This window comes from Stenotrophomonas sp. C-A (assembly GCF_054030835.1).
Genome location: NZ_CM132916.1, coordinates 648,646 through 674,065, shown reverse-complemented (window position 1 = coordinate 674,065; position 25,420 = coordinate 648,646). Strand labels below are relative to the sequence as shown.

Sequence of the window (25,420 nt, the reverse complement as noted above, 5' to 3'; positions counted from 1 at the left end):
GCACCCCGGCTCACAACTTCAGGTCGAGCAACCCATCACCCAGATCCTCGTCAGACAACGTCTGCTGGATCAGGGCCCGATGCGCCTGCTCGCTCCACAATTCGAACTTGTCGCCCATACCGAGCAATACCGCCTTCTTCTCAATGCCCACCGCACCGCGGTGGCTGGCGGGGATGCTGATGCGACCGTTGCCGTCCAGCTCCAGATGGGCGGCCGAGCCGACCAGCTTCTGCTGCAACAGGCGCACGACGCGCTGGGTGTTGGGCTTGGACATGACGTCGTCGCGGACCCGCTCCCATTCCGACTCTGCATACAGCCACAGGCAGCCGGCTTCGAACGGGTTGTAGGTCAGCACGAGACGGTTGTTGCTGGCGCGCGCGACGAGGTCGCGGTAAGCGGTGGGAACCGCCATGCGCCCTTTATCGTCAACTGTGATGGCCGTCTCGCCCTGGAACACGACGCGTGCACCTATCCTTCGCCCGGTGAAACATTGAACCACGAAAACCCACAAAACACCCGGATTTCCCTCTGATGCCCACCTTAGCAGCGGCCGAAGGGTTGTCAACAACTTTTCAGCGGGGAAATCGCCAGCCGCATCAATGGCTTGCAACAACCTTTAGAGAATTGTTCAAGGCTTATCCACAAGTTGCTGATCCGTCTCAATTTTTGAGATTGAACGGAAGTTCAGGGCTGTGGACAGCGCGTGAAACATCGCCCGCGCATTCATCCAAAACGGGCCGGAAGCGGCGCCAGACTGCGCAAACCGTGCACAATGAAGCCATGTGCCTGCTCGCTCTTGGCTGGATGCACCACCCGCGCTGGCGGCTGGTGATGACCGGCAACCGTGATGAGTTCCACGCCCGCCCGACGGCGGCGCTGGCCCCCTGGCAAGATGAGACCTCCGTCATCGGGGGGCGCGACCTGCGCTCCGGCGGTGGCTGGGCCGGCGTCGGTGCCGGCGGCCGCATGGCGGTGGTCACCAATGTCCGCGATCCGCTGGCCGCCCAGACCGGTCCTTCACGGGGCGCGCTGGTGGCCGACTTCCTGCGCGGCCGCGACCCGGCCGCCGTGCATATCGACCGACTGGCAACGGTGGCCGCCGCCTACGCGCCATTCAACCTGTTGCTGGCCGATGGCGACAGCCTGGAGTACCTGGGTAACCACCCGGCCGAGCGCCAGCGCCTGGGCCCCGGCGTACATGGCATGTCCAACGGCGCGCTGGACGCGCCGTGGCCGAAGACGCGGCGGCTGATGGCTGCGCTTGAAGCCTGGTTGGAGGCCGGCGATGAGGACCTGACCGCGCTCTGGGCCGCTCTGGCCGACGAACATCGCCCCGCCGACAGCGACCTGCCCGACACCGGCATCGGATTGGAACGCGAGCGCTGGCTGAGCCCGGCCTTCATTCGTGGCGACGACTACGGCACCCGCGCCAGCACGGTGCTGCTGATCGATGCCGATGGCCACGGCCAGATCCACGAGCGTCGCTTCGGCCCGCAGGGTGGCGCCCTCGGCCAGAGTCAGGTCGATTTCTGACCCTGTACCTGTTTTCTGTGTCTATAAATGTCTGCACGCACGCCACACGATGACCCGGCGCGGTTCTGCCGCGCGCCTCACCGATCCACAGGGAGTCATCGATGCGCCGTGTTCTCGTACTTGTCGTCACCCACCTGCTCGCCCTCGGCCTGGGCTTCGGCCTGGGCATCTACCTGCTGCCGATCCTGATCGCTCCCGACGACCCGCCGGTCGCGCAGGTACAGGCGGCGATGGGCGACGCCCGTTACCACACCACCTTTCGTCGCGACCTCAAGGGCAGCGACGCCGTGCACTGGGCCGACGGCAAGGTCAGCGTCAGCCCACGCCAGGTCGCGTTCGACGGCAAGATGGGCCCGGGGCCGGACTACAAGGTCTACCTCGTGCGCGACTTCGTCGACAACAAGGCCGATTTCCTGAAGATCAAGGCACAGGCCCAGCGCATCGGCGAAGTGAAGACCTTCAACCGGTTCCTGGTGGACGTGCCTGAAAGCGTCAACGTGGACGACTACACCACCGTGGTGGTGTGGTGCGAGCGCTTCGAGCAGTTCATTTCGGCCGGGCAGTACCGTACGCCGGGTTGAACAACACCCCAAGCATCTGGGCGGAGAGCAACCGAGCATGGCTCGGCTCTACTGTAGAGCCGAGCCATGCTCGGTTTACCGTAAGAAAGAGGCGGAGCCGGCCGATAAGCCGGGTTCTGTCGTGGACAGTCATTCCTCTAGGCGTTACGTCACCGCAACGCTCAAGCAACCTACCCGGATCCAACGCGGGCCGCGCCAAAGGATCCCTATTTGGTCTTGCTCCAGGTGGGGTTTGCCGTGCCGGTCTGTTGCCAGACTCGCGGTGCGCTCTTACCGCACCATTTCACCCTTACCGGCCTTCCGAAGAAGACGTAGGCGGTATCTTTCTGTTGCACTTTCCGTCGGCTTGCGCCGCCCAGGCGTTACCTGGCACCTTGCCCTATGGAGCCCGGACTTTCCTCGGCACCCCCGAAGGGATGACGCGACTGTCTGGCCGGCTCCGCCAGCGCATATTCTAGCCTACGCACGCCCTTCCTGCCGCGCTGATCGCGACGTGCGGTTCATCCATCCACGCATGGCGTGGATCTACCGATCGCGCTGCCCCGGGGATGCCGATCCCGCTGCTCTGGTGGGTGCGGATTCCGTTCTGGTGGGTGCGGACCTTGGTCCGCACCATCCACTCGCCGTAGCCGGCGATGTTCCTTTTTGTCGGTCGATATTCAAAACACCCGACGTTATGGAACAATGCCGTCATGGGAAACGCTGAGGCCAAGGCACGAAAGCTATTGCGACGCGCAGGCACCCTGCGCGCCCGCGAACTGGTGACCGCGGGGATCGCCCGCACCCAACTGACCCGCCTGGTCGAGGCAGGTGCACTCATCCGGTTGTCCCGTGGCGTCTACACGTTGGCGGAAAGAAACAGCGATGACACCGATGATGGGCTGCGGGTCATCGCAGAACGCCTGCCGCACCCCCGTCTATGCCTGTTGAGTGCCCTGCGCCTGCATGGCCTGACCACCCAGGCGCCATTCGAACGCTGGGTCTCCATCGGCAACAGCGACCGCGCTCCGCGGATCGATTGGCCGCCCCTTCGTGTGGTCCGCATGTCGGCAACGACCCTCAATGCGGGGCTGGAAGAACGTCGCGTAGGCAGACGCCTCATATACGTCAGCAATGTAGCGAAAACCGTCGTCGATTGTTTCAAGTTCCGCAATCTCGTAGGACTTGATGTCGCACTTGAAGCCCTGCGTGACGCGCTTCACAACCGTGCGACCACGCCGGATGCGCTGATGAAGTATGCGCGGATCTGTCGCGTTGCCAGACTGATGAGACCGTACCTCGATGCCCTGGCGTGACCCACTCTCCACCACTCCCCCAGCGCGTTGCTTCCATCCGGCAACGGCTGCTCGATGGCGCGCGCAGCCGAGGCGAGGACTTCCAGTTCGTGCTGGACAGGTTCGCCGTTGAGCGCCTGCTCTACCGTCTCTCCACTTCCCGATACCGCGATCAGTTCCTGCTGAAGGGCGCCATGTTGTTCGCCGTGTGGTTTGACATGCCCCATCGCCCCACACGCGATGCAGACTTTCTACGATTCGGCACTGCAGATCCCGACCATCTGCTGCACATCGCACGGTCGCTCTGCGCAATACCGGACGACGACGGCCTGTGCTTCGACCCAGGCAGCATCGCCATCGAGGCCACCCGCGAAGAAGCGGAGTATGAGGGGCTGCGAATGCGCCTGACCGCACATCTTGGCCGCTCGCGCTGCCACGTACAGTGGGACGTGGGGTTTGGCGATGCGGTGACTCCCCCACCGCAGGAAATCGCCTACCCGGTAATGCTGGATGACTTTCCCGCACCCTTCCTGCGCGTCTATCCACGCGAGACCGTGTTTGCCGAAAAGCTGGAGGCCATTGCGGCACTGGGCGTCGCCAACAGCAGGATGAAGGACTTCTTCGACTTGCTGGCACTGGTCCGCGAAGACGCCATGGATCGCCCGCACCTTGTTGCGGCCATTGGCGCGACGTTTGATCGACGAAGGACCCCGGCGCCGACGCCCTTGCCCTACGGACTGACTCAGTCGTTCGCCGCAGATACCCAGAAGCAGACCCAGTGGCGCGCCTTCCTGCGCAGGAATCGCCTGATCGCGCCGGATCTCTCTTCGGTGATTGCCGAGATTGCCGAGTATCTGGACACCCTCGACACAACCGTACAGTCCTGACGCCGCATGGCCTGGCGCTATCGGTTCCGCCCGGGTGGGTGCAGCCCCTGCCGCAGCCCATCCATCCACGCATGGCGTGGATCTACCGATTCACTGGACAGGGCCGACGAAACCCACGCCGCTCTGGTGGGTGCGGATTCCGCTCTGGTGGGTGCGGACCTTGGTCCGCACGATCCATCAACTCCCGTACAACGCCTTGCGCGGCGCGCCGGTCAGCTCGGCCGCCAGCTTCGCCGCGGTCGACGGCGGCAGATGCTCGCTCAGCTTGGCGTAGACACGGCGGCCATGCGCCAGCTGCGCTTCCTCATCGTCGCCGGCGCCCTGCACCATCACCACGAACTCGCCCTTGCGCTGGTTCTCGTCGGCTTCCACCTTGGCCAGCAGGCCGGCCAGATCGCCATCGAGCACGGTCTCGAACAGCTTGGTCAGCTCGCGCGCCAGCACCGCCGGGCGCTCGCCGCCGAAGATCGCGGCCATGTCGGCGAGCGACTCGGCGATGCGGTGCGAGGATTCGTAGAACACCATCGTGCGCACTTCACCCGCCAGCGCCTGTAGCCGGTCGCGGCGGCCGCTGGCCTTGGCCGGCAGGAAACCTTCGAAGCTGAAGCGGTCGCTGGGCAGGCCGGCCACGCTCAGCGCGGCGATGGCGGCACAGGCCCCGGGAATCGGGCTGACCTTGATGCCGGCCGCGCGCGCGGCACGCACCAGGCGGAAACCGGGGTCACTGACCAGCGGGGTGCCGGCATCGCTGACCAGCGCCAGCGACTCACCGGCCTGCAGGCGCGACACCAAGCGCTGCGCCAGGGCCTCTTCATTGTGTTCATGCAGGGCCACCAGCGGCTGCTGGATGCCGAAATGGGACAGCAACTGGCCGCTGCGGCGGGTGTCCTCGGCACAGATGGCCGCCACCGAACGCAGCACCTCCTGCGCGCGCGGGCTCAGATCGGCCAGGTTGCCGATCGGGGTGGCGACGACGTACAGGGTTGGGACACTCATTTCAGCGGTACTCACGGGGCAAGGGTAGAATCGTAGCGTGTACCCGGCCAAGGCCGCTGCCCTCATCGCATGGACCCGATCATGAACAAGCCCGCCGCACGGATCTCCGCCCTGTCGCTGTCGCTGATGCTGCTGGCCGGCTGTGCCACCACCAGCCTGACCAGCGCGCCCGAATCGCCGGCCCAGAGCCAGGCGCTGGCGCTGATCGAACAAGGCAAACCGCGCGACGCCGCCCTGCAGCTGGAAGCGCTGGCCGCAACCCTGAAAGGTGGCGCCCGCAGCAACGCCCTGGCCGATGCCGCCTGGGCCTGGCACCTGGCCGGCGACAGTGCCCGCGCGCGCAGCCTGCTTGGCCAGCTCACCGCCCGCCAGCTGTCCGGCACCAGCCTGCAGCGCTACCAGCTGACCGGCGCCGAGCTGGCACTGGCCGACAAGCAGCCGGCGCAGGCCCTGGCCCTGCTGAAGGAACAGGGCGACAACGTCTTCCCCGCGCTGCGCACGCGCTGGCACGTAGCCCGCGCCAACGCGCTGCAGGGCACCGGCGATGCCTTCGGTGCCGCCACCGAGCGCGCCCGCGCCCACGCCAGCCTGACCGGCAGCGCACGCAGCGAGAACCAGGCCGCCATCGCCGGTCTGCTCGGCACCCTCGACGACGCCACCCTGCGCAGCCGTGCCGCTGCCCTGCCGGCCAACGACCCGCTGTACAACTTCGCCGGCCGCGCACTGATCGCGCGTGGCCTGCCGCTGCCGCGCCCGTTCGACCGCGATGGCGCCGCCCAGTTCGATACCAGCAAGCGCCCGCCGGCCATGAGCGACGGCTACCGTCCGCCGGCCAAGCTGGCCGTGCTGCTGCCGCTCAGCGGCCGCCTGGCCACCGCCGCGCAGCCGGTGCGCGATGGCCTGCTGGCCGCGTACTACGGCGAGACCCGCCGCCGCCCGGACATCAACTTCATCGACACCGCCGGTACCCCGGCCGGTGCGCTGGCCGCGTATGACAAGGCCGTCGCCTCCGGTGCCGACTTCGTGGTTGGCCCGCTGGGCCGCGACGAAGTGGACGCCGTGTACGGCCGCCAGCAGCTGCAGGTGCCGGTGCTGGCCCTGAACCGTGGCAAGGATGCGCCGCCAGCCGGCAGCGCCGGTTTCTCGCTGGCACCGGAAGACGACGGCATCGTCGCTGCCGAATACCTGCGTGGCCGCGAGCGCGGCAAGGCGCTGGTGATCAACAGCGCCGACGACACCGGCCGCCGTGCCGCTGCGGCCTTCGCCCAGCGCTTCGCCCAGCGTGGCGGCCAGGTGGTGGCCACCGTCGGCGTCAGCGACGCGGTTGGCGATGTCGGCGCGCAGGTGCGCAATGCCGGCCAGGTCGATGCCGTATTCCTCGCCGTGCGCGCGCCGCAGGCCCGCCTGCTGGCGCCGCAGCTGGCGCTGGCCGGTGCCGGTGGCGCCACCCGCGTGGGCACCTCGCAGCTGACCGTCGGCAGCGGCAAGGTGGAAGAAGACGTGGCGCTGGACGGCATCGTCTACCCGAACGAAGCCTGGAACGTGCGCAGCGTGTCCGGCCTGCCCTCGGCCAGCCAGGTCGCCAGCACCCTGCCCAGCGCACGCGGTGCCGCCGGCCGCCTGTTCGCCTTCGGCGCCGATGCCTGGAAGATCACCGCCTACTTGGACAAGCTGTCCAACGAAGGCGGCCTGGACGGCGCCACCGGCACCCTGTTCCTGGACAGCAACGGCAACATCCTGCGCCAGCCGGCCTGGTCCACCTTCAATGGCGGCCGGCCGATGCCGATCGTCGGTGGTCGCTGAGCGCAGCCAACGGGGCTCGGCGGTGGAAGCCGCCGCCGAGCAGCATCTGCAACAGGCCGGACTGCAGCCGCGTGCGCGCAACGTGCGTTATCGCGGCGGTGAACTGGACCTGGTGATGGACGACGCCGGCACCGTGGTGTTCGTGGAAGTGCGTTACCGCGCGCGATCCGATTTCGGTGGCGGCGCGGCCTCGGTGGATGTGCGCAAGTGCCGACGCGTGGCGCATGCCGCGTTGCTGTACCTGCAGGACCATCCCGCGCTTGCCGATGCGCCCTGCCGTTTCGATGTGGTGGAAGCCACGGGCGAGCCGCCGCAGTTGAACTGGCTGCGCGATGCGTTCCGGCTGGATGATTGCTGATGTGTACCGTCCACTCTAGCAAAGGCCGACCTTGGTCGGCGCTTCTGTGCCAACCAAGGTTGGCATCTACCAGCGCGCAGCCTGGCCGGCACGACCATGGTGCGTGACTGATGCCGTCGATCATCACCCATGCCGCTGTACCGCTGGCGCTGTGGTGCGCCGCCGATCGCGGCCGCATTCCGGCATGGCTGCTAGCTGCCGGTGTGGTCGCCGCGATGCTGCCCGACGCCGACGTGCTGGCCTTCGCCCTGCACATTCCCTATGCCGATGCGTTCGGCCATCGCGGTGCCAGCCATTCGTTGTTGTTTGCCTGCGTGCTGGCGGTGTTGGCCGCGGTGTGGGCGTTCTTTGGTAGCGGCCGACCTTGGTCGGCACCACACAGCTCCGGTAGTCGCCGACCTGGGTCGGCGGTTTCGTGCCAACCAAGGTTGGCACCTACCCAGCGAGGGCCAACGTTGGCGTCCACCGTACAGGCGGCGACGTTCGTCTTCATCTGCGCCGCCAGCCATCCCCTGCTCGACGCGATGACCTCCGGCGGCCTCGGCGTTGCCCTGGCCTGGCCGTGGAGCGAACAACGCTTCTTCGCCCCGTGGCGGCCGATCCGCGTTTCACCGTTTGCGCCGCAGTTCTTCAGCGCGCGCGGCATCGCCACCCTGCTCTCTGAACTGCGCTGGGTCTGGCTGCCGCTGGCCGCCGCCGTTGTTGCCTGGAAACTGATCCAACCCGCTCCTGCTGCCCCACGAGATCCGTCATGAGTACTGCCCTGCCCGCTGCCCTGGTTGCCGAACTGTCTGCCGTGCTGGGCGTGGAGGGCTGGCGCACGGATGACAACGCTCTGGAAGCGAACGCGCAGGACAATTCCTGGCGCCGCCAGCGCCCGGCGGCCGTTGCACTGCCGGCCGATATCGAACAGGTGCAGGCGCTGGTGCGCGCGTGCCGTGCGCATGGCGTGGCGCTGGTCGCGCGCGGCGCGGGCACCGGCACCACCGGCGCTGCCGTGCCGTTGCCGGGCAGCATCGTGCTGTCGTTCACCCGCATGGACCGCATCGTGGAGATCCGTGCCGGTGATCGCTGCGCCGTGGTGCAGCCGGGCGTGCTCAATGGAACGCTTCAGCAAGCCCTGGCACCGCACGGCCTGTTCTGGGCGCCCGATCCTTCCAGCGCGGAGATCTGCAGCGTGGGTGGCAACCTGGCCTGCAACGCCGGTGGCCCACGCGCGGTGAAGTACGGCACCAGCCGCGACAACGTGTTGGGCCTGGTGGCCGTCACCGGCACCGGCGAGGTGATCCGCTGCGGGGGTGCCTACACCAAGGATTCCACCGGCTACGACCTCACCCACCTGCTGGTGGGCAGCGAAGGCACGCTGGCGCTGATCGTGGAAGCCACCCTCAAGCTGACCCCGCTGCCGGTCAGCCAGGCCGGTCTGCGCGTGCTGTACCGCGACGCCGACGCGGCGGCGGCAGCGGTATCTCGCCTGATGTCGCAGCCGGTGGTGCCCACGCGCCTGGAATTCATGGATGCACGCAGCCTGGAGCTGTTGCGCCTCAATGGTGCTGACGTACCCGAGGCAGGCGCGATGCTGCTGGTCGAAGCCGATGGTGACCACGACACCCTGCCCTACCTGCTGCAGGCACTGGCCAGCGCCGCCGAAGGCGACGGCATGATCGAGCTGGACGTGGCGATGGAAGGCCGTGCACGCGACCAGCTGTGGGCCGCACGAAAGGCCTTGTCGCCCGCACTGCGTACCGTCGCGCCCGGCAAGATCAATGAAGACGTGGTGGTGCCGGTGTCGCGCATTCCGGAACTGGTGGCAGGCGTGCAGGCATTGGCACGCGAGTACACGCTGACCATCGTCACCTTCGGTCATGCCGGCAACGGCAACCTGCACGTCAACATTCTTTACCACCCGGACGATGCCGATGAGAACGCACGCGCGCATGCCGCGCTGCCGAAGATCTTCGAACTGACGCTGTCGCTGGGCGGTACGCTCTCTGGCGAACACGGCATTGGGCTGGCCAAGCGCGATTTCATGACGCAGGCGTTCAGCCCGGCCACGCTGGCGACGATGCGCGCCATCAAGACCGCGCTGGACCCGGATGGAATTCTCAACCCGGGCAAGGTGCTGCCGCCGGTGTGATGCGCGCCGAGCATGGCCCGGCGCTACCAAGGCGTGCACTGTAGAGCCGAGCCCACGCTCGGCTGCTCTTCGTTCAGATCACGATGCACCCGCGCTTCGCGCGGTGAGCCGAGCATGGGCTCGGCTCTACAGAGGTCCGCGTGCCGACCCCGGCACGCCCGCTTACCAGGCCATGCGCACGCCCACCTGGCCACCCACGTTGCGGTAGCCATGGTCACCGCGCTGTACACTCAGCCCGCCCCATGCGCCCCAGCGCTGGCCCAGCTTCAACTCGGCACCGGCCTGCATTTCATAGCGATTGCGCGGCACATCCGCGCCCAGCGTGTCATCGTTGAACTGCAACGTGCTGGTACCGCTGCCGCGCAGCCAGTTCACACCCAGGTACGGCTGCACGGTGTTGCCACCCGCAATGCCATGGCCGAACACGCGCACGCCCAGGCGCCCGCTCAGGCCACCTGCATCCGCATGGTCGACAACCGTGCCATTGCTCTCCACGTGGCGATCCGCACGGTAGTCCGCATACGTCAGCTGCAGCTGCGGCTGCACGTAGAGCGAACTGCCAGCACCCTGCCGCACATTGAAGGTATGGCCCATCTCCAGTGACGCAGTGGCCACACGCGCATCATAGTGCTCCGGCTCCAGGCCGATACCCTGCACACGGTTGTCGAAGCGGCCAAACTGCATGGCTGCGTCCACGTAGGCACCGCCGGTTCCTTCTGCATCCTGCAGCCAGGTGCCGTACACGCCCAACGCAGTGCCACGCACACGCCCCTTGGCGCTGTAGCCGGTCAGCTCGGATAGCACACTGCTGTCAGCGCGCCCGTTGCCCAGCATCACACCGAACGCGGCGTTGCCACGACGCAGCAGATCACTGCCGATCTGCAGCACCGAGGTGTTGCCATCCACCGACAGCTGCCCCCCCACTGCAGTGAAGTCCGCATTGCTACGACCCACGCGTGCCCATGCAGTGCGCTCACCCGTGAGGGCACCGGTACGGTCATGCATCCGATGCGCAAACATGTTCACCGCAGCCGACTGGTTCGCAAGATAGGCACCCGCCTCCGGGCGCAACACAGGCGGCGGCCGGATCGGATCGACGATGCCGCCACCGTCCTCACCCTCGCCGCCCTCGATCGGGTCCGGGCCCGGGTTCCCCACGCAACCCGGCGCACCCGGGTCGTCTTCGCAGACATCAAACCACTGCGAACGCAGGTACCAGTGGCCATCGGTGGGATCGGCCAGACCGCCCTGGAACAGGAAGTACTCGTACGAACCACCCACCGCACGCCCGGTCAACGCGTAGCTGGCCAGCGATGCACCGTCCACTTCGATCAGCTGGATGCCATCCACGGTGGGCGCTCCCACACCGCCGATGCTCCTCACCGCAATCAGGGCATCACCCGAGGTATCACCGCGCACGTGCAGGCGGTCGATGGCCGAATCATCACCGGCCAGCGCGCCCTGGAACAGGAAGGTGGCGCCCTCGCTGTGCAGGTCACCTTCCACCGTGAGCGTATTGAAGCGGCCGCTGCCATCGGACAACGCCACCACGCTGTCGCGCGCCTGCAACTCGCCCACGATGGCATCGCCGGTCAACGTCCATTGGCTGCCGCGTTCAAGCGCAAGCGTCTGCACCAGATCGGAAGACCCCTGCCACAGCGCGCCATCCGCCAGACGCACATGCACCTCGGACTGCGGCACCAGTCCGGCGTCTTCGTCCTCCGGCGTGATGACGATATCGCCGTGCAACTGCGAGCCACCGTCCAGCGCCACGTCGAAGCGTCCGGCCACGGCAGCATCCAGTGCCAGGCCGATGCCGTTGCCACCGGACACCACCACACCGTTACTCAACGTCAGCACTGGATCGCGGCTGCTGCGCAACCAGATGCCACCGTGCTGCGCACTCACCAGCGAGCCGCCGTCGATGCTCATCTGGCCGTTGTCGTTGATCACCGCCGCCCAGGCACCTTCGCCTTCAGTGCGCACATGGGTATTGACCAGCGTCATTTCGCCCCTGCCCCCCGACAACACACCGTGTGAATTGATGCCGGTGGTGCGCACCACGCTGTCTGCAAGGTGTACGGTGCCGCCAAGGCGGGCGATCGCACCAATGGCGCCGTCGCCTTCGGTAAGAATATCGATCATGTTGCCGTTCGCTATTGGTGCAGCAGATACACCGCCTTCGGCATACAACCCATGACCGTTCTGGCCAAGGGTCCGCAATCGGCTGCCGGTAACCTGCGCGGTACCTCCCAGCACCGATATCGCCTGCCAATAAGTGCCATTGGCCGTGATGGTCGATCCGTCGACTACCAGATCGCCATTCGTCACTCGAATGCCAACGCCATTGCGAGTGGTGATGAACGAATCGGTCACACTCGCAACCACATCGCGCTGGTTCATGTCGATGCCGATCGACACGCTGTCGAGCCGGCTGCCGTGCAGGGTAAGGTCCGCGCCTTCGGTCATATGGATGCCGAAGTGACCGGACAGCTCCACCCCATCCAGGCGCAGCACGCCGCCGCCACCGGTAGCGAAGCTGACCGCGGTGGCGTTGTCGCCACGTGCATGCACGCTGCCTCCGCGCATCTCAAGCTCACCGCCGACGAACAATCCCATTCCGGAGCGCTCGTGGGTCAGATCGATGTCGACATCTTCCAACACCACCTTGCTGCCCAGCCCCACCAGCACGCCCGATGCACCGGCGCCGCTGCCATCTATCCGCGCCGAGCGCAGGGTGACATCGCTGCCACCCTGCGCCCACACCCCATGGCCTGCCCCCGCCACAGCGATCTGCAGACGTTCGGCCAGCAGTGTTCCATCACGCACGTCCAACCCATTGGACTGGTCGCCAAGAATCTCGATCGCGCTGTCGCGCACTACTGCCTGCCCCTGCTGCACGCTGATGCCATGGGCCAACCCGCCACGGGTAGTGATCCGCACGTTGTCCAGTGACAGCGCACCGGACAGCGCTTCCGCCCCCGACGCTGCCGTGCCGCGCGTTTCGATATGCGTTCCGCTGGCGTGAACCTGGCCGCCATTGGCGGCGGAAAGGCCGGCAGCACCATAGCCGGAGGTCAAGACGCTACCCGCCTGCAGTTCGATACGACTTCCCGCACCCTCGGCGCGTGCAGCGGCAGCACGCAGCCCTTCGGTAATCAAATTGACCGGCCCGGTTGGAATGAGGCTGCCACCGTTGATGGCAAGGAACGCATGCCCACCCGGATTGCCCGGCTCCACCGGGTCAGTGGTGCGGTAATCGCCCGCAGCCGGGTTCTGTTCGTCGCCATCGGCGATGACCTGCTGTGCCATGGCGACCGACGACGCCAGGGCGGCGGACAACCCCACGGCAAGCAGATGGGGGCGGGGAAGTACACGACGCATGCGGGGGACGCTCCAATGGAAGGGCCCATACCGTAGGAAGCGGCCGCAATGGCGCCTATCGAATTGGTTGCATACCGCAGCCGCTGCGTCGTCCTGCCGCGCCCAAGTACGGACCGGATTCACTGTGCTGAACATCGGCCGACCCGAGCGTCCAGACGGCCAGCGCTTTGCAACTAATTGCATGGGCCGGAGCCGTGCCCGCGGCCAGAATTCGTGCCGATCAAGACACAGGTTGCCTGCTTAGGCTCATCACGCGCGCTTCACGCGAAGAGGTCGAAAAGGCCACATCCGTGAACGAGCGCCTGAACGACTCCCTGTGTCGACTCTTTCCCAGAAAGGACAAGACCATGAACCGTCATCGCACCCGCACTGCTCATCCTCATCAACGCCCGCTGGCGCGTGGCATCGTCCTCGCACTCTGCATGCTGCCGCTGGCCGGCGCCTGGGCCGGTGATCTGGACGGTACCGTTGGGTTGGTCAACAACGGCGACCCGATTGAAGAGTGGACACTGCGCAACAACGCGGTGTTGACAGTGGTCGGTGGGCAGACCAACAGCATCCGTGCGGTTGATTCACTCGTGTACATGTCAGATGCCACCATCAACCGCAGCGGCTCCTACCAGCGTGCTGTCGAGCTGGATGGCACGGCGAGCCTGCAGTCGGAACGCAGCACGTTGCGTGGCGGCGGCATCTTGGTCCAGGGCTCCTCGTCGGCGCACCTGATCGGCAGCCGCATTCTTGTCACCGCTGCCGACGGCCTGCTGCCAAGCAATCCACTCAGCATCGGCCTGACGCTGGGCAGCACCCCCGGCGGCATTCCCTTGCCCGGCGCTTGGTCTATTCTGGATTCCACCTACGTACGTGTGGAAGACACTGCAGGCGGCAGCGATATTGCCAGTGGCTTGGGCGTGCGCATGGAAAATGGGCGCGTGGACATCGTCAATGGCTCGGAAATCGACGCCGACAACGTGGGGGTGTTGATGTACGGCTCGATCCATACGCCCGACACGCTACGTCTGGGTATTGACGGTTCCACTATTCGCTCCGGGCGCGGCGCGGCGATCCGCGTGGGCGCCGACGAGGCTGCCGACTTCGAGATCACCGTGGCAAACGGTGCACGGTTGATCGGGGGGAATGGCAACCTGCTGCAGGTGGACTCGCTTACCGGTAGCAGCACGCCGGGGGCCAGCCATGTGCGCTTCAACGTGGATGACGCGCGCCTGATCGGCAATGTCAGCTTCGATGCCGCAACGGTTGATGGCAGCCTGGACGTCTTCCTGCGCAACAAGGCGCAGATCGACGGCCGCTTCATCAACGTCACCAGCGCCACCATCGATACCGACAGCGCCTGGCTGATGACCGGCGACAGCAGCGTGGGCCATCTCACCCTGGGCGCCGGCGGTACCGTGGCGCTGGGCAATGGCAGCAGCTTCAACACCCTCAGCCTGGACGAGTTCACCGGCAACGGCGGCACCCTGTTGTTCAACACCCAGCTGGGTGACGACGCCTCGCTGACCGACAAGCTGGTGATTGCTGGTGATGCCAACGGCCAGGCCAACGTGCGCGTGCTCAATGCTGGCGGTGCTGGTGCCAAGACCGATCGCGGCATCGAGCTGATCGATATCGGCGGCGCCTCCAACGCGCAGTTCGATCTGGTCGGCCGCGCCGTGGGCGGTCAGTACGAGTATTTCCTGGTGAAGGACGCCAACGGCAACTGGTACCTGCGTTCGGAACTGGCAACCACGCCGGATCCGTGCCTGGCTGACCCGACCCTGCCGCAGTGCAAGCCGATCATTGATCCGATTGATCCCATCGACCCGATCACCCCCATCCCGATCCTGCGCCCGGAGACCGGCGCCTACCTGGCCAACCAGTTCGCGCTGGACCAGATGCTGCGCCACAGCTACCGCGATCGCCAGGGCGGCGCCGCGGCGGCGGAGGGCATCCGTGGCTGGGCCCGCGTGGACGGCACCCAGAGCAAGCTCGGTGCAGTGGATGACCAGCTCGACCTGCGCGTGGACCGCTCGCGCCTGCAGCTGGGTGCGGACATCGGCGTGTTCGATGACGGCCGTGGCCGCGTCGGCGTGATGGGTACCGCGGCACGCAGCAGCGCCACCTCGCGTTCGGACGTGACCGGTTTCAGCGCACGCGGCAAGGTGGAAGGTGGTGCGCTGGGCGTGTACGGCAACTGGGCCAACGACGCGATGTACGTGGATGCCAGCGTGCAGCGCGGCCAGTTCCGCAACCGCGTGCAGGGTGATGGCCTGGCCGAGGAGCGCTACGACTCGGATATCTGGCAGTCGTCTGTGGAGGCAGGTTACCGCTTCGACATCGGCCAGATTGGCAACACTGCGCTGAGCCTGCAGCCGGAACTGCAGTTGGTCTATACCGATGCGAAGACCGATGTGCATACCGAGACCAACGGCACCGTGGTGCATGCGCAGGGCAACAGCGGCCTGTCTGGTCGTGCCGGCCTGCGCCTGCAGGGTGAATCGCGCTCGGCCGCGGGTGCCTCGGTCAGCCCGTATCTGGCGGCCAACTGGTACCGCGATGGTGCGGGCAATGGCATCGCCTTCGATGATGAGCTGTTGAAGGCGGGCATTCCACGCAACCGCTATGAGCTGAGTGCCGGTGCGCGTGTGGAGTTCCGTTCCGGCTTCAGTGCCTGGGGCGGGTTTGGGGTGATGCGCGGTGATAGCGGGTATCGCGAGGCGACTGCCAATCTGTCTGTGGCCTACAGCTGGTAATGAAACAAGAACGGCGCCGGAGCAATCCGGCGCCGTTCCAATGTGCACGATGCGCTTTCTGTAGAGCCGAGCCCACGCTCGGCTGATCTCCGATCAGATCACGAAGAACGCCGCGCTTCGCGCGGTGAGCCGAGCATAGGCTCGGCTCTACAGTGAAGCCGTGCGAACTCTGACGCATTCGCCTCACTCTGCATGACGATCTTCCGCGCGCATGCAGATTGCAACAAACTTGAATTTGAAACTTTTCTCATTGGTACAGCGACACCTACGTGCGCAAGATGTAGATGCCACCGACAACGGGTGGCACGGGCTTGCAATCCCGTTTGGTAACTACGTTGTTTACGCTTGTCTGTCGGCGTCGCTCATCCATCGGGCGGCGTCGGCAGACATTCTGTCCGCGCTTACATGGCGGACGGTGTGTGGGGGCCTCGTGCCCGCCGGCGTTTCGCGTAGTTACCACCGGTATTGCAACCACGCACCGTCCGCCACCCTCGCTGTTAAGCGGGGTGGCCCCTTGCTTCGCACACAAGGACGCCGCCATGACCACATCACACTATCCCCACCTGTTCGCCACTCTGGGCGAGGCCGCCACGCGCCTGCCTGACGATCTGGCGCGCACGCTGGAAAGCACCTTCGCCGCACTGCAGGAAGGCGAAGCGCCCGGCACCATCACGCTGCTGCATTGCCTGCAGCACATCCGCCAGGGCGACGCCGCCGATGGGCAACCGTGGCCGGGCAAGGGCCGTACGCCGGGGCAGCGGCTGGCACTGGCGCGCATCGACCGCGCCAATGCCGGGCTGACGTTTCTACTTGAGCTGCTGCACGCTACAGAACGCGTGCGCGTGGATGGCGAGATCAGCCAGCAGGTGGACGATGACACGCGCGAGGGGTTGCTGCTGGCGTGCCGCGGGCTGGCCGAGTATGTGGATGTGCAGTTGCACGCAGCTTAGCGGCTTCTGTAGAGCCGAGCCCATGCTCGGCTTGCCCGGAACCTGACCGAAGAGCAGCCGAGCGTGGGCTCGGCGCTACAGGGCCGTACCGGCTTTCAATCGTAGGCGGCGGTGACCACGATCTCGGTGGAGATATTGCCGGCGTTGATACCACTGGTGTTGGGAATGAAGTAACCCGCGCGCAGCGGATAGGACGCCGTCGCGCCAGAGACAGCCACCGGAATATCAGTGTCGCCCTTCTTCAGGTAGGTGTTGCCGGTCGCGCCGGCCAGCAGCGCGATCGTCACGCCCGTTGCTGGCGTTGTGGCGGCGGTGTTCTTCCAGCGCTCCGGGTCGCCGTCGGCGGCCGTGCCATCGAAGGACAGGCGCGCGCGGCTGACGCCCACACAGCCGGTGAAGTTCAGTGCACCGGCCTTCACGCTGCTGGCGGCACCCGGCGTCATTTCATCGGCCTTCACCGGGTCCAGCGCGATCGCCGGGGCTGCCAGCGTGCAGGTGCCCGGCAGCACACGGCCGCTGATGGTGAGAGTGGCCTGGGCATGCGCGGCTGAAGCAATCAGGCACAGCATCGGCACTGCAATCAGTTGAAATCGGGTAGGGAACATGGCGTTGCTCCTGCAGGTTGATTTGAGGAAACGAGGGATCACGGTGCGGTGATGTCCATTGGATCGGCTGCACGTACTTGCAGACCCTCCGGCGGCAGCGGCAGCGGCACGCACACGGCCTGGCTCCACGACAACCCGTACGCATCCGGCGCGTCGGGCATGCGGTAGTCGATGCGGCAGCGTCGCTTGCCATCGGGGTCGACGATCAAACTGCCACTGTCCTGCGCACCGCGCAGCTGGATCACCCCGCCCTGCCCCACCGCGCCGACCGGCGCGCCGTCTTCGCTCTGCACCACCGCCGCAAACGGCAGCGGCTGACCCAGGGCATCGGTGGCGTCGATGAACAGCGTGCGCTCGCGGCGCACCTGGAACGGCACGCGCACGATGCCACCGGCGGTGGGCGCCACACGTTGCGAGGTCTGCAGCAGCTCCACCTCGATCGGCAGGCCGGACGGATCCAGGTCAATGGTGTTCCAGCGATAGGGGCTGATGTGCGGCAGCAGCGCGTAGCCGTTGCGGGCCACACGCAGGTCGGTACTGCTGCCGATGCGTGCACCCTGCGCACCCGGCGCCTGCACCAGCGCGAAGCCCTCGCCCACCGGCGCGCCCAGGTTCAACCCGCCGCCGTGCAACACCACGCTGCCCGACGCACCCAGCGACAGGCTGCGGTAGTCGCCGCTGCGGCTGTAGCCGGCGTTGAGGTTGCCACGGCTGCCCTGCCACGCGGCATAGGCGCTGTGGCTGTTCTGTCCATTGCCTTGTGCGCTGGACAGGCTGTAGCTCAGCGCACGTGACTCACCCAGGCTGCCGGTGATGCCCAGCTGCGACTGCCTGTCACTATCGGCCTGGCTGAGCTGGGTGCTGGCACGCGGTGCGTTGGCGCTACGGCCCAGCGGTACACTGAGGGTGAATGCGTAGCGGGTGTCCTGGCGGCCATCGCCCACGCGGAAGCGCAGCGCGGACACACCGTAGTTGACCCGCCCCAGCGTGCTCTGGAAGCCCACCTGGAAATCGTTGCGGCGTCGGGCGCTGTCCCAATAAGACACATGGCCGCCGCTGAGATACAGGTTGCTGCGCTGGCCCACCCTCTGCGAGAAGTTCACCTGGTAGCGCTGGCGGGCGCGCTGTCCCAGCCCCCAATCGTCGTTCTGCTCTCGCGCCACGTCGTTGAGGCTGAGAAACCCACGGGTGCTGTAGCGGTACGCAGCCAAGCCAACATTGGTACCGGTTCGCGCCACATAGCGCTGGTAGTTCAGGCGGAAGCTGTTGCCCGCAATGGTTTCGCTGCCACGCTGCCGGGCGCGCGAATGGGTGACATCGGCACCGAATGCACCGATGGCCGTGTTGACCGCAGCACCGGCGAGCAGGGCGCGATAGTCCTCACCCAGCTGGGCGCCACCCAGCACGGTAAGCCGGTTGTTCAGGCCGCGCGCGTAGGTGCCCTCGGTGAAGCGCAGCGTCTGCAGCGTGTTGCCGGTGTCGCGCAGTTCACCGGCAGTGACCGCGAAGCGCGACGAACCCGCGCGAAGCGCCTGCGGAACGGCCGAGAAGTTGACGCTGAAACGCTGCACGCGGCCATCGGCTTCGGTAACGCTGACGTCCAGATCGCCGCCGAAGTTGGTGGGATACAGATCCTCGATAGTGAACGGGCCTGGCGCCACATTGCTTTCGTGGATGATGCTGCCGTTCTGGCGGATGGTGACCACCGCATTGCCTTCGGCAATGCCCTGCACCACCGGCGCATAGCCGCGCAGCGAATCGGGCAGCATGCGTTCGTCGCTGGCCACGCGCACGCCGGTGAACGGCACGCTTTCGAACAGCTCGCCACCGGTGTTGCCCTGGCCCAGCAGCAGCTGGCTGCTCCAGCGCGGAATGTCGCGTTGCAGATGGCTGCTGATGACCTCGTGCCGGGTGCCCTGTCTGCCATGGGTGAACGATGCGCGGTGGCGAAGCCGCCATGCGCCCAGGTTCACGCCTGCCCGCAGCCCAAGGTAACTGCTGTCGCTGCCTTGGCTGCGGTAGTGGTTGGCGCTGTAATCGATGAAGGCAGCGGTGATGCCGTCGTCGCGCAGTTCCGGTGCCACGAAGCCACGCGCGGCGATGGCCTGTGCCGCCTGCGGAATGCTGAGGGACAACTTCAGCTCGCCACTGTCGAAGGTGGTGCTGGCGCCCTCCACCAGCGCTGACAGATCCACACAGGTGCTTTCTTCGGCGGGCAGTGCCTCCAGGAACGCAGGCTTCAACGGCAGCCCGCGTACCAGCGCCGGTGACAGGCATGGCACCGCAATCTGCGGGTCGTCCTGGATGACGAAGCGGATGTCCTGGCTGCGCAGGAACTCGCCGTTCACATGCACGTCCACCGCGTAGTCGCCGGCCGGCAACGGGTTGCCGTTGGCGTAGCGCGCCATGTCGATGGCTTCGCCGCCGATCAGGAAGCCTTCGCTGAACTCGACCGGCGCGGCGGCGGCATCGAACGCCAGCCCCGTCGACAGCACCGCACCGATGGCGGCGCAGAGCGAGCGCGCGGTGGCACAGGTGCGATCAACGGTGTTCATCGGTAGTCGGCGGTCAGCACCGCCTCGCCCTTGACGTCGCCGGGCACCAGAGGGTCGGCCGTACGCAGATAGCGCGCACTGAACGGAATGGCCTGCTGGCCCTTGCTGGACCAGCCGTGCGACCAGACCTGGCCGAACTGCACCGGCTGGCCACCGCGCAGCAGCTGCACCTGCACGCCGCCAGCGGTGGTACCTGGAGCCGGTGCGAGTTGGCCATTGCTGCTGCCAGGGTCATTGGCGTCAGCCAGCGACAGCTGCACATCGATGTTGTCCATCGGGCAGTTCATCGCGACGTCGAAGCTGGATTCCTTCGCGTTGCTGCCGCTGGCGGCGAGTTCGTTGGCAAGAACGTCGTCGAGGGTGTGGGAGGCGTTGGCGAGCGTGCAGGTGACGGGGGGGACGATGATTTCCAGCCGCACATGGTGCTGCATCGACTGGCTTGGATCACCTTCAACCGACGAGGTGATGGTGCCCAGGTCGGTCATGGGAATGCTCTCCATGGCACCGCCGCGGAAGAAGATCACCATGTAGACATCCACGTTCATCGGCTCTGTTTGGGTGACAGATTCTCCGGGGTGTCGGTTGCGAACTCCGAGCTCGATGGGAGGACCGCCATAGCTTCCCTGACTGCTTTTCTTCACGCTGAAGCTGAAACCAATCAGTGGCGATCTTGGTCCTGTGCTGTAGACCTTATAGAGGTAGCTGTCCATCTGAACATCCCGCACATAGGTGAGACCCGTGAGTGGTGCATCGATGTTGAATGCAGTTTGTCCTGCCGTGCATTCGAAGCCACCAGGAATCTGGCCAGCATTGAACACTCTGTAACGCGTATCCGGCCGATCAATGTTCGGCATCGTCAGCGACACCGTCAGATCCTGATCACCCGGATTCAACCTCACACAGCTCGCGTTGGCCTGCTGTGCTTGCAGCGCCATCGCAGCGATCATCAGTAGCGCCACCAACGCTGGCACACGCGATATGCGCCGCGCAGCGGCGGAGGGAAGGATGGGAACGCACATGGCGATTCCTTCGGCAACGAATCGAGGCCGCGCAGTCTAGGCAGCGGCACTGTCACTTCCTATCGGATTTATTGCAGTTCGCGAACGTCAACGCGCTTTTGCAACTTGTTGCATTCCGCGGCCTGGCGCGCGCATCGAAACTGGTCGCACTGGCTGCCATGGGCGGTCACCGCGTGCCTTCATTCCACAATCGAGAACTGTCATGTCCCTGACGCTCCGTCTGCTGTCCCTTTCTGTCTTCGCCATCGCCGCACCGTCGGTGTCTGCCGAATCGCTGGAAATCACCGGCGAACTGATGACCTCCACCTGCTCGGTGGGCTCCACCGGCGGCACCATCACCGTGCCGATGGGCAAGGTGGACCTGGCCTCGGTCAACGCCAGCGCCCGTGCCGGCCAGAAGAACTTCACCATCGCCCTGGACTGCTCGGGTTCGGGTGCGTCGCAGGATGTGGGTGTGCGCTTCGGCGGCACGCCCGACGGCAGTACCGGCAACCTCGCATTGACCGCCGCATCGACCGCCACCAACGTGGGCGTTGCGCTGTACGACGCGGCCGGTAACCAGCAGAAGATCGGTGAGGACCCGGCCGTGTGGGTGACCATCGCCGCCGGTGGCAGCGGCCAGCTGGACTACAGCGCGTGGTACGCCTCACCGGCGCAGAACGCGCGGGCTGGCACCGCCAATGCCTCGGGCGACTTCGTGGTGGTCTACAAGTAACGCGCTTCCGGCAGGCTGGCGCCACGCAGCGACGGCCTGCCCCTTTCAACGAGGTTGACCATGAAACTCCGCGCCAGGACGTGGATATGCGCGCTGCTGGCCGTGTCGGCGGCGCTGCCGGCATCGGCTGCGGTGACGCTGCAGGGCACACGCATCGTGCACGATGCCAGCAAGGGCCGCGACGTGACGGTCAGGGCGAGCAACGTGGGTGAGCTGCCGGCAATGACGCAGGTGTGGGTCGACGACGGCGACAGCCAGTCGCGCCCGGAGAACGTACGCACGCCGTTCCGGCTGACACCGGCTGAGCCACGCCTGCTGCAGCCCAAGCAGGGCCAGGCGTATCGCGTCACCTACGCACCGCGCCCATCGGAGGCGCCGCTGCCGACCGACCGCGAATCGGTGTTCTATTTCAATCTGCTGGACATTCCGCCCAAGCCCAGCGATGCCAGCGGCAAGAACCTGCTGCAGTTCGCGGTGCGTACGCGGGTGAGGCTGTTCCATCGCCCGGCCGGGCTGCCGGGCAGTGCACGCGATGCAGCGGCCACGCTGCAGTGGTCTGCCGATGGTGATGGCCTGCAGGTGCGCAATCCGAGTGCGTACCACGTCTCGTTGAGTTCATTGACGCTGGCCGATGGCCGCCGCGTGGACGTGGATATGATCGCGCCGGGGGCACAGGTGCGCTATGCGCTACCGGAAGGTGCCGCGATGCCAGCAACGGTGGCGTTCAAGTGGCTGGATGATTACGGCACGCCCCGTGAGGCCGAGGCGCGCGTTGAGCGGTAAACGTAGATCGGGCTTCCGCAGTGCACCGGCAACGACTTGCACTGAGGGTGGCGTACGGGTCACGCTGCAGGTCACAGCCTCACAACGCAGGTTCGCACCATGGCGTCACCCTTGGGCTCCGTGCTTGCCACCCTGCAAGGCTTGCAGCGCCGGCTGCTGTTCGGCGGCGGTGCCATCTTGACCCTGCTTCTCCTGGCCGCCGGCTGCGCGGCGCTGTGGCTGCGGCTGGAAACGGTGCACCTCAACGAGCGCGAGGCGCTGCAGCGCGGCCAGCAGACGGTGGATCGCTACATTGGCGAGCGCAGGCGGGCCTACGTGGCCAGCTTGAACACCAACGCCATGCTGTGGGCTACCCAGCAAACCGCACTGGTGGCCGGTGGCCTGCCTGTTGCTGCCCGCTTTTCAGCACAGGATGGCCAGGCCGGCGTGGTGGCACCCGGCGCCCTGTCCGTCCCCTGGCTGGCGTTGTCCCCGCGCGAGGGCCGTCTTCCGCCACAGGCGGAGGCGGCGTACCTGGGCATGGTGCAGACCTATTCGGCATACATGGCCGCAACCGTGGCCGCGCAGGATTCGCCCACTTCCTTGATCTCCTTCGCCTTCGAACCGGAAGGGCGCCTGTTTGCGATCGCCGGGCTGCATGATGAAGCGCAGCTGCTGCAACTCATGAAGGTGCCTACCCGTGAACAGGCACTGGCCGCGCTGGCACAGACCGCCGATGCCGGCTGGCAGTCAGCGGGGGCGGAGTCCGAGCTTCAACTGGCCAGCGGCCAGCTGCGCGCCTACTTCGGCCGCAATCCGTTCACCGGCGAGGATGCACTGGTCACCCAGATGCGCCTGCGCAGCAATGGCGTCCCCTTCATCAACCGGCTGACGTTTGAACCGCTTCAAGGCCTGCGCGAGCGGTTGGAGGAGGCCAGCCCGGGGATGTGGGTGGTGCTGGACCGGCAGGGAAACGATGTTCTGCGCAGCGCTGCGGACGCTGCGATTTCCGGGCGTGCGCTGCGCGCCGCGCCATCGCCCCGGCCTACGCTATTGGCACTGCCTGCCGGCCGTGCCTTCGTGATGTCCGCACCCTTGCAGGGCATCGACTGGACGCTGCTGCGGCTCTACCGCTGGACCGACATCTGGGCGGCGCAGCGGACCTATCTGCTCGGCGGTGGGCTGGCCCTGGCCGCCCTGCTGGCCGCACTGTGGACGCTGTTGCTGCTGGTGGACCGGCGCGTGCTGCGGCCGGCGCTGGAAGAAGCCGCACGGGTGCATGAAAGCGAAGCGTTGAGCCGCACCTTGATCGAAACGTCGCCGGTCGGCCTGTGCCTGCTCGATCAGCAGAGCGGGCAGGTGATCCTGCACAACCAGGCACTGCAGCAGCTGATCGGCGACACCACCGGCAACCTGTTGGACGCACTGGTCGGCCGCCTGGTGCAACGCGTTGACGGCCAGGTACACGGGCAGCTGTTCGAGGCGCCGTCCGCGGATGAGCACGGTCCATCGCGCTACCTGCAATCCATCGTGGCCGCCGCGCGCTACCAGCGGCGGGCGATCTGGGTCTGCGCGGTGACCGATGTGACCGCACAGACCGAAACCCAGCAGCGCCTGCTGGATGCACGGCGTCATGCCGAACAGGCCCAGCACGATGCCGAGGCCGCGGACCAGGCCAAGACCGCCTTCGTGGCAATGATCAGCCATGAAATACGTACCCCCTTGAGCGGCGTGCTCGGCCACCTTGAACTGCTTGCCCGCCAGACCATGCCGGCGGCGGCGCACGCGCATGTCACGCGCGCGCGCAGCGCCGCCGATGTGCTGCAGGGGCTGGTGAACGACACCCTGGATCTTTCCCGTATCGAAGCCGGGCTGATGACGCTGGAACCGGCGCCTTTCGATCCGCGTGCGCTGCTGCAGCAGACCGCGACACTGTTCGAGCCACAGGCCACCGCGAAAGGCCTGCGCCTGGAGCTGCACACCGGCGATGCGCTGGGGCCAGCCTACGTGGCCGACGCAGGCCGCGTGGCGCAGGTGATCAACAACCTGGTGGGCAATGCGGTGAAGTTCACGGCATCGGGAACGGTGGCGGTCAGCGTTGATGCCTCGCTGCGGCCCGATGGCAGCGAGTGGCTGCACGTGGAAGTGCGCGATACCGGCCCGGGCATCGTTGCCGAGGCGCAGGCCGTATTGTTCAAGCCGTTCGTGCAGGTCGGTGCCGGTTCGGCACGGCAGCACGGCGGCAGCGGCTTGGGACTGGCCTTGTGCCAGCGCTTCGCCGAACTGCTCGGCGGCACCCTCGGCGTGCGCAGCACCCCGGGTACCGGCAGCGCTTTCCACCTGGACATTCCGGCACGCCGGACCACCGCCGTGGCAGGCACGCCGCCACGGCCAGCGCCTGTAGAGCGCGCGCATTCCCCGCGTGGCCACGCCTTGCTGGTGGATGACAGCGTGATCAGCCGTGACGTGACGCTGGGGCAACTGCATGCGCTGGGTTGGCAGGTCACCCTCGCGGCCGACGGCGAGGAGGCGTGGCAACGCTGGCGCGAGGGCCGGTTCGATATCGTGCTGACCGATCTGAACATGCCGCGCCTGGACGGATACGGGCTGGCCCGGAAACTGCGTGCGGATGACTCCTCCATCCCCATCGTCGCGCTCACCGCCAATGCGATGCCCGAGGACGCGCAGCGCGTGCGCGAGGCCGGCATGTCCACGCTGCTGCTGAAGCCGCTCGACCTGGCGTCGCTGCAGGCCGCGCTGCATGGATTCGACCTCGATCGCTCGGCACAGGCACCCTTACCTCCGGTGGTGAGCGAGGCGGTTCAGCGGCAGATGCGCGAGGCGTTCCTGCAGACCGCGCATCGCGACTACGCGGCGCTGACCCAGGCGCTGGACAGTGCCGACGCACCGGCCATGATCGATCAGCTGCACAGCTTCGCCGGCGCGCTGGTATTTCTGGGAGAAGCCCAGGCAGCGCGCAGCTGCCAACAGGCCGAACAGGCCCTGCGCAGCACCGGCGCGACAGATGCGGCGTCGAAGGCGATCGTCATTGAGGCTATCGCGTTGATCGCGGCGAGCATCGAACGTCAGGTTGCCGCGCAGCAGCAGGCATGA

Annotated in this window: 19 protein-coding genes and 1 other RNA gene; 13 read left to right on the top strand and 7 right to left on the bottom strand. The window is 66.4% G+C overall.

The features are described from left to right. Positions 1-10 precede the first annotated feature (10 nt). The gene (locus ACW5IY_RS03010) at positions 11-412 is read right to left on the bottom strand and encodes a division/cell wall cluster transcriptional repressor MraZ (RefSeq protein ID WP_008266948.1); all 402 of its coding nucleotides are present in this window, start codon (positions 410-412) and stop codon (positions 11-13) included. Between the two features lie 368 nt (positions 413-780). Between ACW5IY_RS03010 and ACW5IY_RS03005 the strand changes: the two genes are divergently transcribed. Both ACW5IY_RS03005 and ACW5IY_RS03000 read left to right on the top strand, forming a co-directional pair. Then, positions 781-1,533: an NRDE family protein gene (locus ACW5IY_RS03005; RefSeq protein WP_049435623.1), complete on the top strand. Its 753-nt coding sequence runs from the start codon at positions 781-783 to the stop codon at positions 1,531-1,533. Positions 1,534-1,634: 101 nt separating this feature from the next. Next, entirely contained in the window at positions 1,635-2,114 is a 480-nt protein-coding gene (locus ACW5IY_RS03000; RefSeq protein ID WP_010481944.1) for a DM13 domain-containing protein, read from the top strand. Positions 2,115-2,203: 89 nt separating this feature from the next. Here ACW5IY_RS03000 and rnpB read toward each other — a convergent pair. After that, an RNA gene (rnpB, locus tag ACW5IY_RS02995) (RNase P RNA component class A) lies at positions 2,204-2,555 on the bottom strand. Between the two features lie 194 nt (positions 2,556-2,749). On the opposite strand from rnpB, the gene ACW5IY_RS02990 reads away from it, so the two are divergent. Together ACW5IY_RS02990 and ACW5IY_RS02985 are read left to right on the top strand one after the other, a co-directional pair. Next, complete coding sequence (locus ACW5IY_RS02990; protein ID WP_239682835.1) at positions 2,750-3,409, top strand: type IV toxin-antitoxin system AbiEi family antitoxin domain-containing protein; 660 nt, start codon at positions 2,750-2,752, stop codon at positions 3,407-3,409. An 89-nt stretch (positions 3,410-3,498) separates the two neighbouring features. Next, positions 3,499-4,275 carry a nucleotidyl transferase AbiEii/AbiGii toxin family protein gene (locus tag ACW5IY_RS02985; protein WP_457326964.1) on the top strand — a complete coding sequence of 259 codons (777 nt, stop codon included), beginning with the start codon at positions 3,499-3,501 and terminating at the stop codon, positions 4,273-4,275. A gap of 177 nt (positions 4,276-4,452) precedes the next feature. Here ACW5IY_RS02985 and rsmI read toward each other — a convergent pair whose 3' ends face one another. Further along, positions 4,453-5,271 carry a 16S rRNA (cytidine(1402)-2'-O)-methyltransferase gene (gene rsmI, locus ACW5IY_RS02980; RefSeq protein WP_005412235.1) on the bottom strand — a complete coding sequence of 273 codons (819 nt, stop codon included), beginning with the start codon at positions 5,269-5,271 and terminating at the stop codon, positions 4,453-4,455. Between the two features lie 81 nt (positions 5,272-5,352). Between rsmI and ACW5IY_RS02975 the strand changes: the two genes are divergently transcribed. From ACW5IY_RS02975 to ACW5IY_RS02960, 4 genes are all read left to right on the top strand, one after another. Further along, entirely contained in the window at positions 5,353-7,074 is a 1,722-nt protein-coding gene (locus ACW5IY_RS02975; protein WP_049435659.1) for a penicillin-binding protein activator, read from the top strand. Continuing rightward, positions 7,064-7,432 (top strand): YraN family protein, encoded by a 369-nt coding sequence (locus tag ACW5IY_RS02970; protein WP_026347139.1) that lies wholly within the window; start codon positions 7,064-7,066, stop codon positions 7,430-7,432. The genes ACW5IY_RS02975 and ACW5IY_RS02970 overlap by 11 nt, the downstream gene beginning before the upstream one ends. A 110-nt stretch (positions 7,433-7,542) precedes the next feature. Then, positions 7,543-8,187 carry a metal-dependent hydrolase gene (locus ACW5IY_RS02965; RefSeq protein WP_049435626.1) on the top strand — a complete coding sequence of 215 codons (645 nt, stop codon included), beginning with the start codon at positions 7,543-7,545 and terminating at the stop codon, positions 8,185-8,187. Then, entirely contained in the window at positions 8,184-9,569 is a 1,386-nt protein-coding gene (locus ACW5IY_RS02960; RefSeq protein ID WP_049435627.1) for an FAD-binding oxidoreductase, read from the top strand. The genes ACW5IY_RS02965 and ACW5IY_RS02960 overlap by 4 nt, the downstream gene beginning before the upstream one ends. A 162-nt stretch (positions 9,570-9,731) precedes the next feature. Here ACW5IY_RS02960 and ACW5IY_RS02955 read toward each other — a convergent pair whose 3' ends face one another. Further along, positions 9,732-12,953, bottom strand: a complete 3,222-nt coding sequence (locus tag ACW5IY_RS02955; protein WP_049435628.1) for an autotransporter outer membrane beta-barrel domain-containing protein — start codon at positions 12,951-12,953, stop codon at positions 9,732-9,734. Positions 12,954-13,300: 347 nt separating this feature from the next. Here ACW5IY_RS02955 and ACW5IY_RS02950 point away from each other — a divergent pair, with 347 nt between their 5' ends. Both ACW5IY_RS02950 and ACW5IY_RS02945 read left to right on the top strand, forming a co-directional pair. After that, a complete protein-coding gene (locus tag ACW5IY_RS02950) occupies positions 13,301-15,700 on the top strand; it encodes an autotransporter family protein (RefSeq protein ID WP_043397917.1) in 2,400 nt (799 codons plus the stop codon). 539 nt (positions 15,701-16,239) lie between these two features. Continuing rightward, positions 16,240-16,650 carry a hypothetical protein gene (locus tag ACW5IY_RS02945; protein ID WP_049435629.1) on the top strand — a complete coding sequence of 137 codons (411 nt, stop codon included), beginning with the start codon at positions 16,240-16,242 and terminating at the stop codon, positions 16,648-16,650. 95 nt (positions 16,651-16,745) lie between these two features. Here the strand turns inward: ACW5IY_RS02945 and ACW5IY_RS02940 are convergent, their stop codons facing one another. The 3 genes from ACW5IY_RS02940 to ACW5IY_RS02930 are packed head-to-tail and all read right to left on the bottom strand — an operon-like array spanning position 16,746 to position 20,829. Further along, positions 16,746-17,255, bottom strand: coding sequence for a fimbrial protein (locus ACW5IY_RS02940; protein WP_239682836.1), 510 nt, complete (start codon positions 17,253-17,255; stop codon positions 16,746-16,748). A gap of 38 nt (positions 17,256-17,293) precedes the next feature. After that, complete coding sequence (locus ACW5IY_RS02935) at positions 17,294-19,810, bottom strand: fimbria/pilus outer membrane usher protein (protein ID WP_049435631.1); 2,517 nt, start codon at positions 19,808-19,810, stop codon at positions 17,294-17,296. Then, positions 19,807-20,829: a fimbrial protein gene (locus tag ACW5IY_RS02930; RefSeq protein WP_239682837.1), complete on the bottom strand. Its 1,023-nt coding sequence runs from the start codon at positions 20,827-20,829 to the stop codon at positions 19,807-19,809. The genes ACW5IY_RS02935 and ACW5IY_RS02930 overlap by 4 nt, the downstream gene beginning before the upstream one ends. Before the next feature lie 202 nt (positions 20,830-21,031). On the opposite strand from ACW5IY_RS02930, the gene ACW5IY_RS02925 reads away from it, so the two are divergent. From ACW5IY_RS02925 to ACW5IY_RS02915, 3 genes are all read left to right on the top strand, one after another. Further along, positions 21,032-21,544 carry a fimbrial protein gene (locus ACW5IY_RS02925; protein ID WP_049435632.1) on the top strand — a complete coding sequence of 171 codons (513 nt, stop codon included), beginning with the start codon at positions 21,032-21,034 and terminating at the stop codon, positions 21,542-21,544. 60 nt (positions 21,545-21,604) lie between these two features. Further along, positions 21,605-22,327 carry a fimbria/pilus periplasmic chaperone gene (locus ACW5IY_RS02920; RefSeq protein WP_049435633.1) on the top strand — a complete coding sequence of 241 codons (723 nt, stop codon included), beginning with the start codon at positions 21,605-21,607 and terminating at the stop codon, positions 22,325-22,327. A gap of 177 nt (positions 22,328-22,504) precedes the next feature. Beyond that, positions 22,505-25,420: an ATP-binding protein gene (locus ACW5IY_RS02915; RefSeq protein ID WP_239682838.1), complete on the top strand. Its 2,916-nt coding sequence runs from the start codon at positions 22,505-22,507 to the stop codon at positions 25,418-25,420.

Bases quoted from the DNA above. Each gene is read 5' to 3' on its own strand.
- ACW5IY_RS03010 (WP_008266948.1), bottom strand. From the start codon at position 412: ATGGCGGTTCCCACCGCTTACCGCGACCTCGTCGCGCGCGCCAGCAAC.
- ACW5IY_RS03005 (WP_049435623.1), top strand. From the start codon at position 781: ATGTGCCTGCTCGCTCTTGGCTGGATGCACCACCCGCGCTGGCGGCTG.
- ACW5IY_RS03000 (WP_010481944.1), top strand. From the start codon at position 1,635: ATGCGCCGTGTTCTCGTACTTGTCGTCACCCACCTGCTCGCCCTCGGC.
- ACW5IY_RS02990 (WP_239682835.1), top strand. From the start codon at position 2,750: ATGTTCCTTTTTGTCGGTCGATATTCAAAACACCCGACGTTATGGAAC.
- rsmI (WP_005412235.1), bottom strand. From the start codon at position 5,271: ATGAGTGTCCCAACCCTGTACGTCGTCGCCACCCCGATCGGCAACCTG.
- ACW5IY_RS02975 (WP_049435659.1), top strand. From the start codon at position 5,353: ATGAACAAGCCCGCCGCACGGATCTCCGCCCTGTCGCTGTCGCTGATG.
- ACW5IY_RS02965 (WP_049435626.1), top strand. From the start codon at position 7,543: ATGCCGTCGATCATCACCCATGCCGCTGTACCGCTGGCGCTGTGGTGC.
- ACW5IY_RS02960 (WP_049435627.1), top strand. From the start codon at position 8,184: ATGAGTACTGCCCTGCCCGCTGCCCTGGTTGCCGAACTGTCTGCCGTG.
- ACW5IY_RS02955 (WP_049435628.1), bottom strand. From the start codon at position 12,953: ATGCGTCGTGTACTTCCCCGCCCCCATCTGCTTGCCGTGGGGTTGTCC.
- ACW5IY_RS02950 (WP_043397917.1), top strand. From the start codon at position 13,301: ATGAACCGTCATCGCACCCGCACTGCTCATCCTCATCAACGCCCGCTG.
- ACW5IY_RS02945 (WP_049435629.1), top strand. From the start codon at position 16,240: ATGACCACATCACACTATCCCCACCTGTTCGCCACTCTGGGCGAGGCC.
- ACW5IY_RS02940 (WP_239682836.1), bottom strand. From the start codon at position 17,255: ATGTTCCCTACCCGATTTCAACTGATTGCAGTGCCGATGCTGTGCCTG.
- ACW5IY_RS02935 (WP_049435631.1), bottom strand. From the start codon at position 19,810: ATGAACACCGTTGATCGCACCTGTGCCACCGCGCGCTCGCTCTGCGCC.
- ACW5IY_RS02930 (WP_239682837.1), bottom strand. From the start codon at position 20,829: ATGTGCGTTCCCATCCTTCCCTCCGCCGCTGCGCGGCGCATATCGCGT.
- ACW5IY_RS02925 (WP_049435632.1), top strand. From the start codon at position 21,032: ATGTCCCTGACGCTCCGTCTGCTGTCCCTTTCTGTCTTCGCCATCGCC.
- ACW5IY_RS02920 (WP_049435633.1), top strand. From the start codon at position 21,605: ATGAAACTCCGCGCCAGGACGTGGATATGCGCGCTGCTGGCCGTGTCG.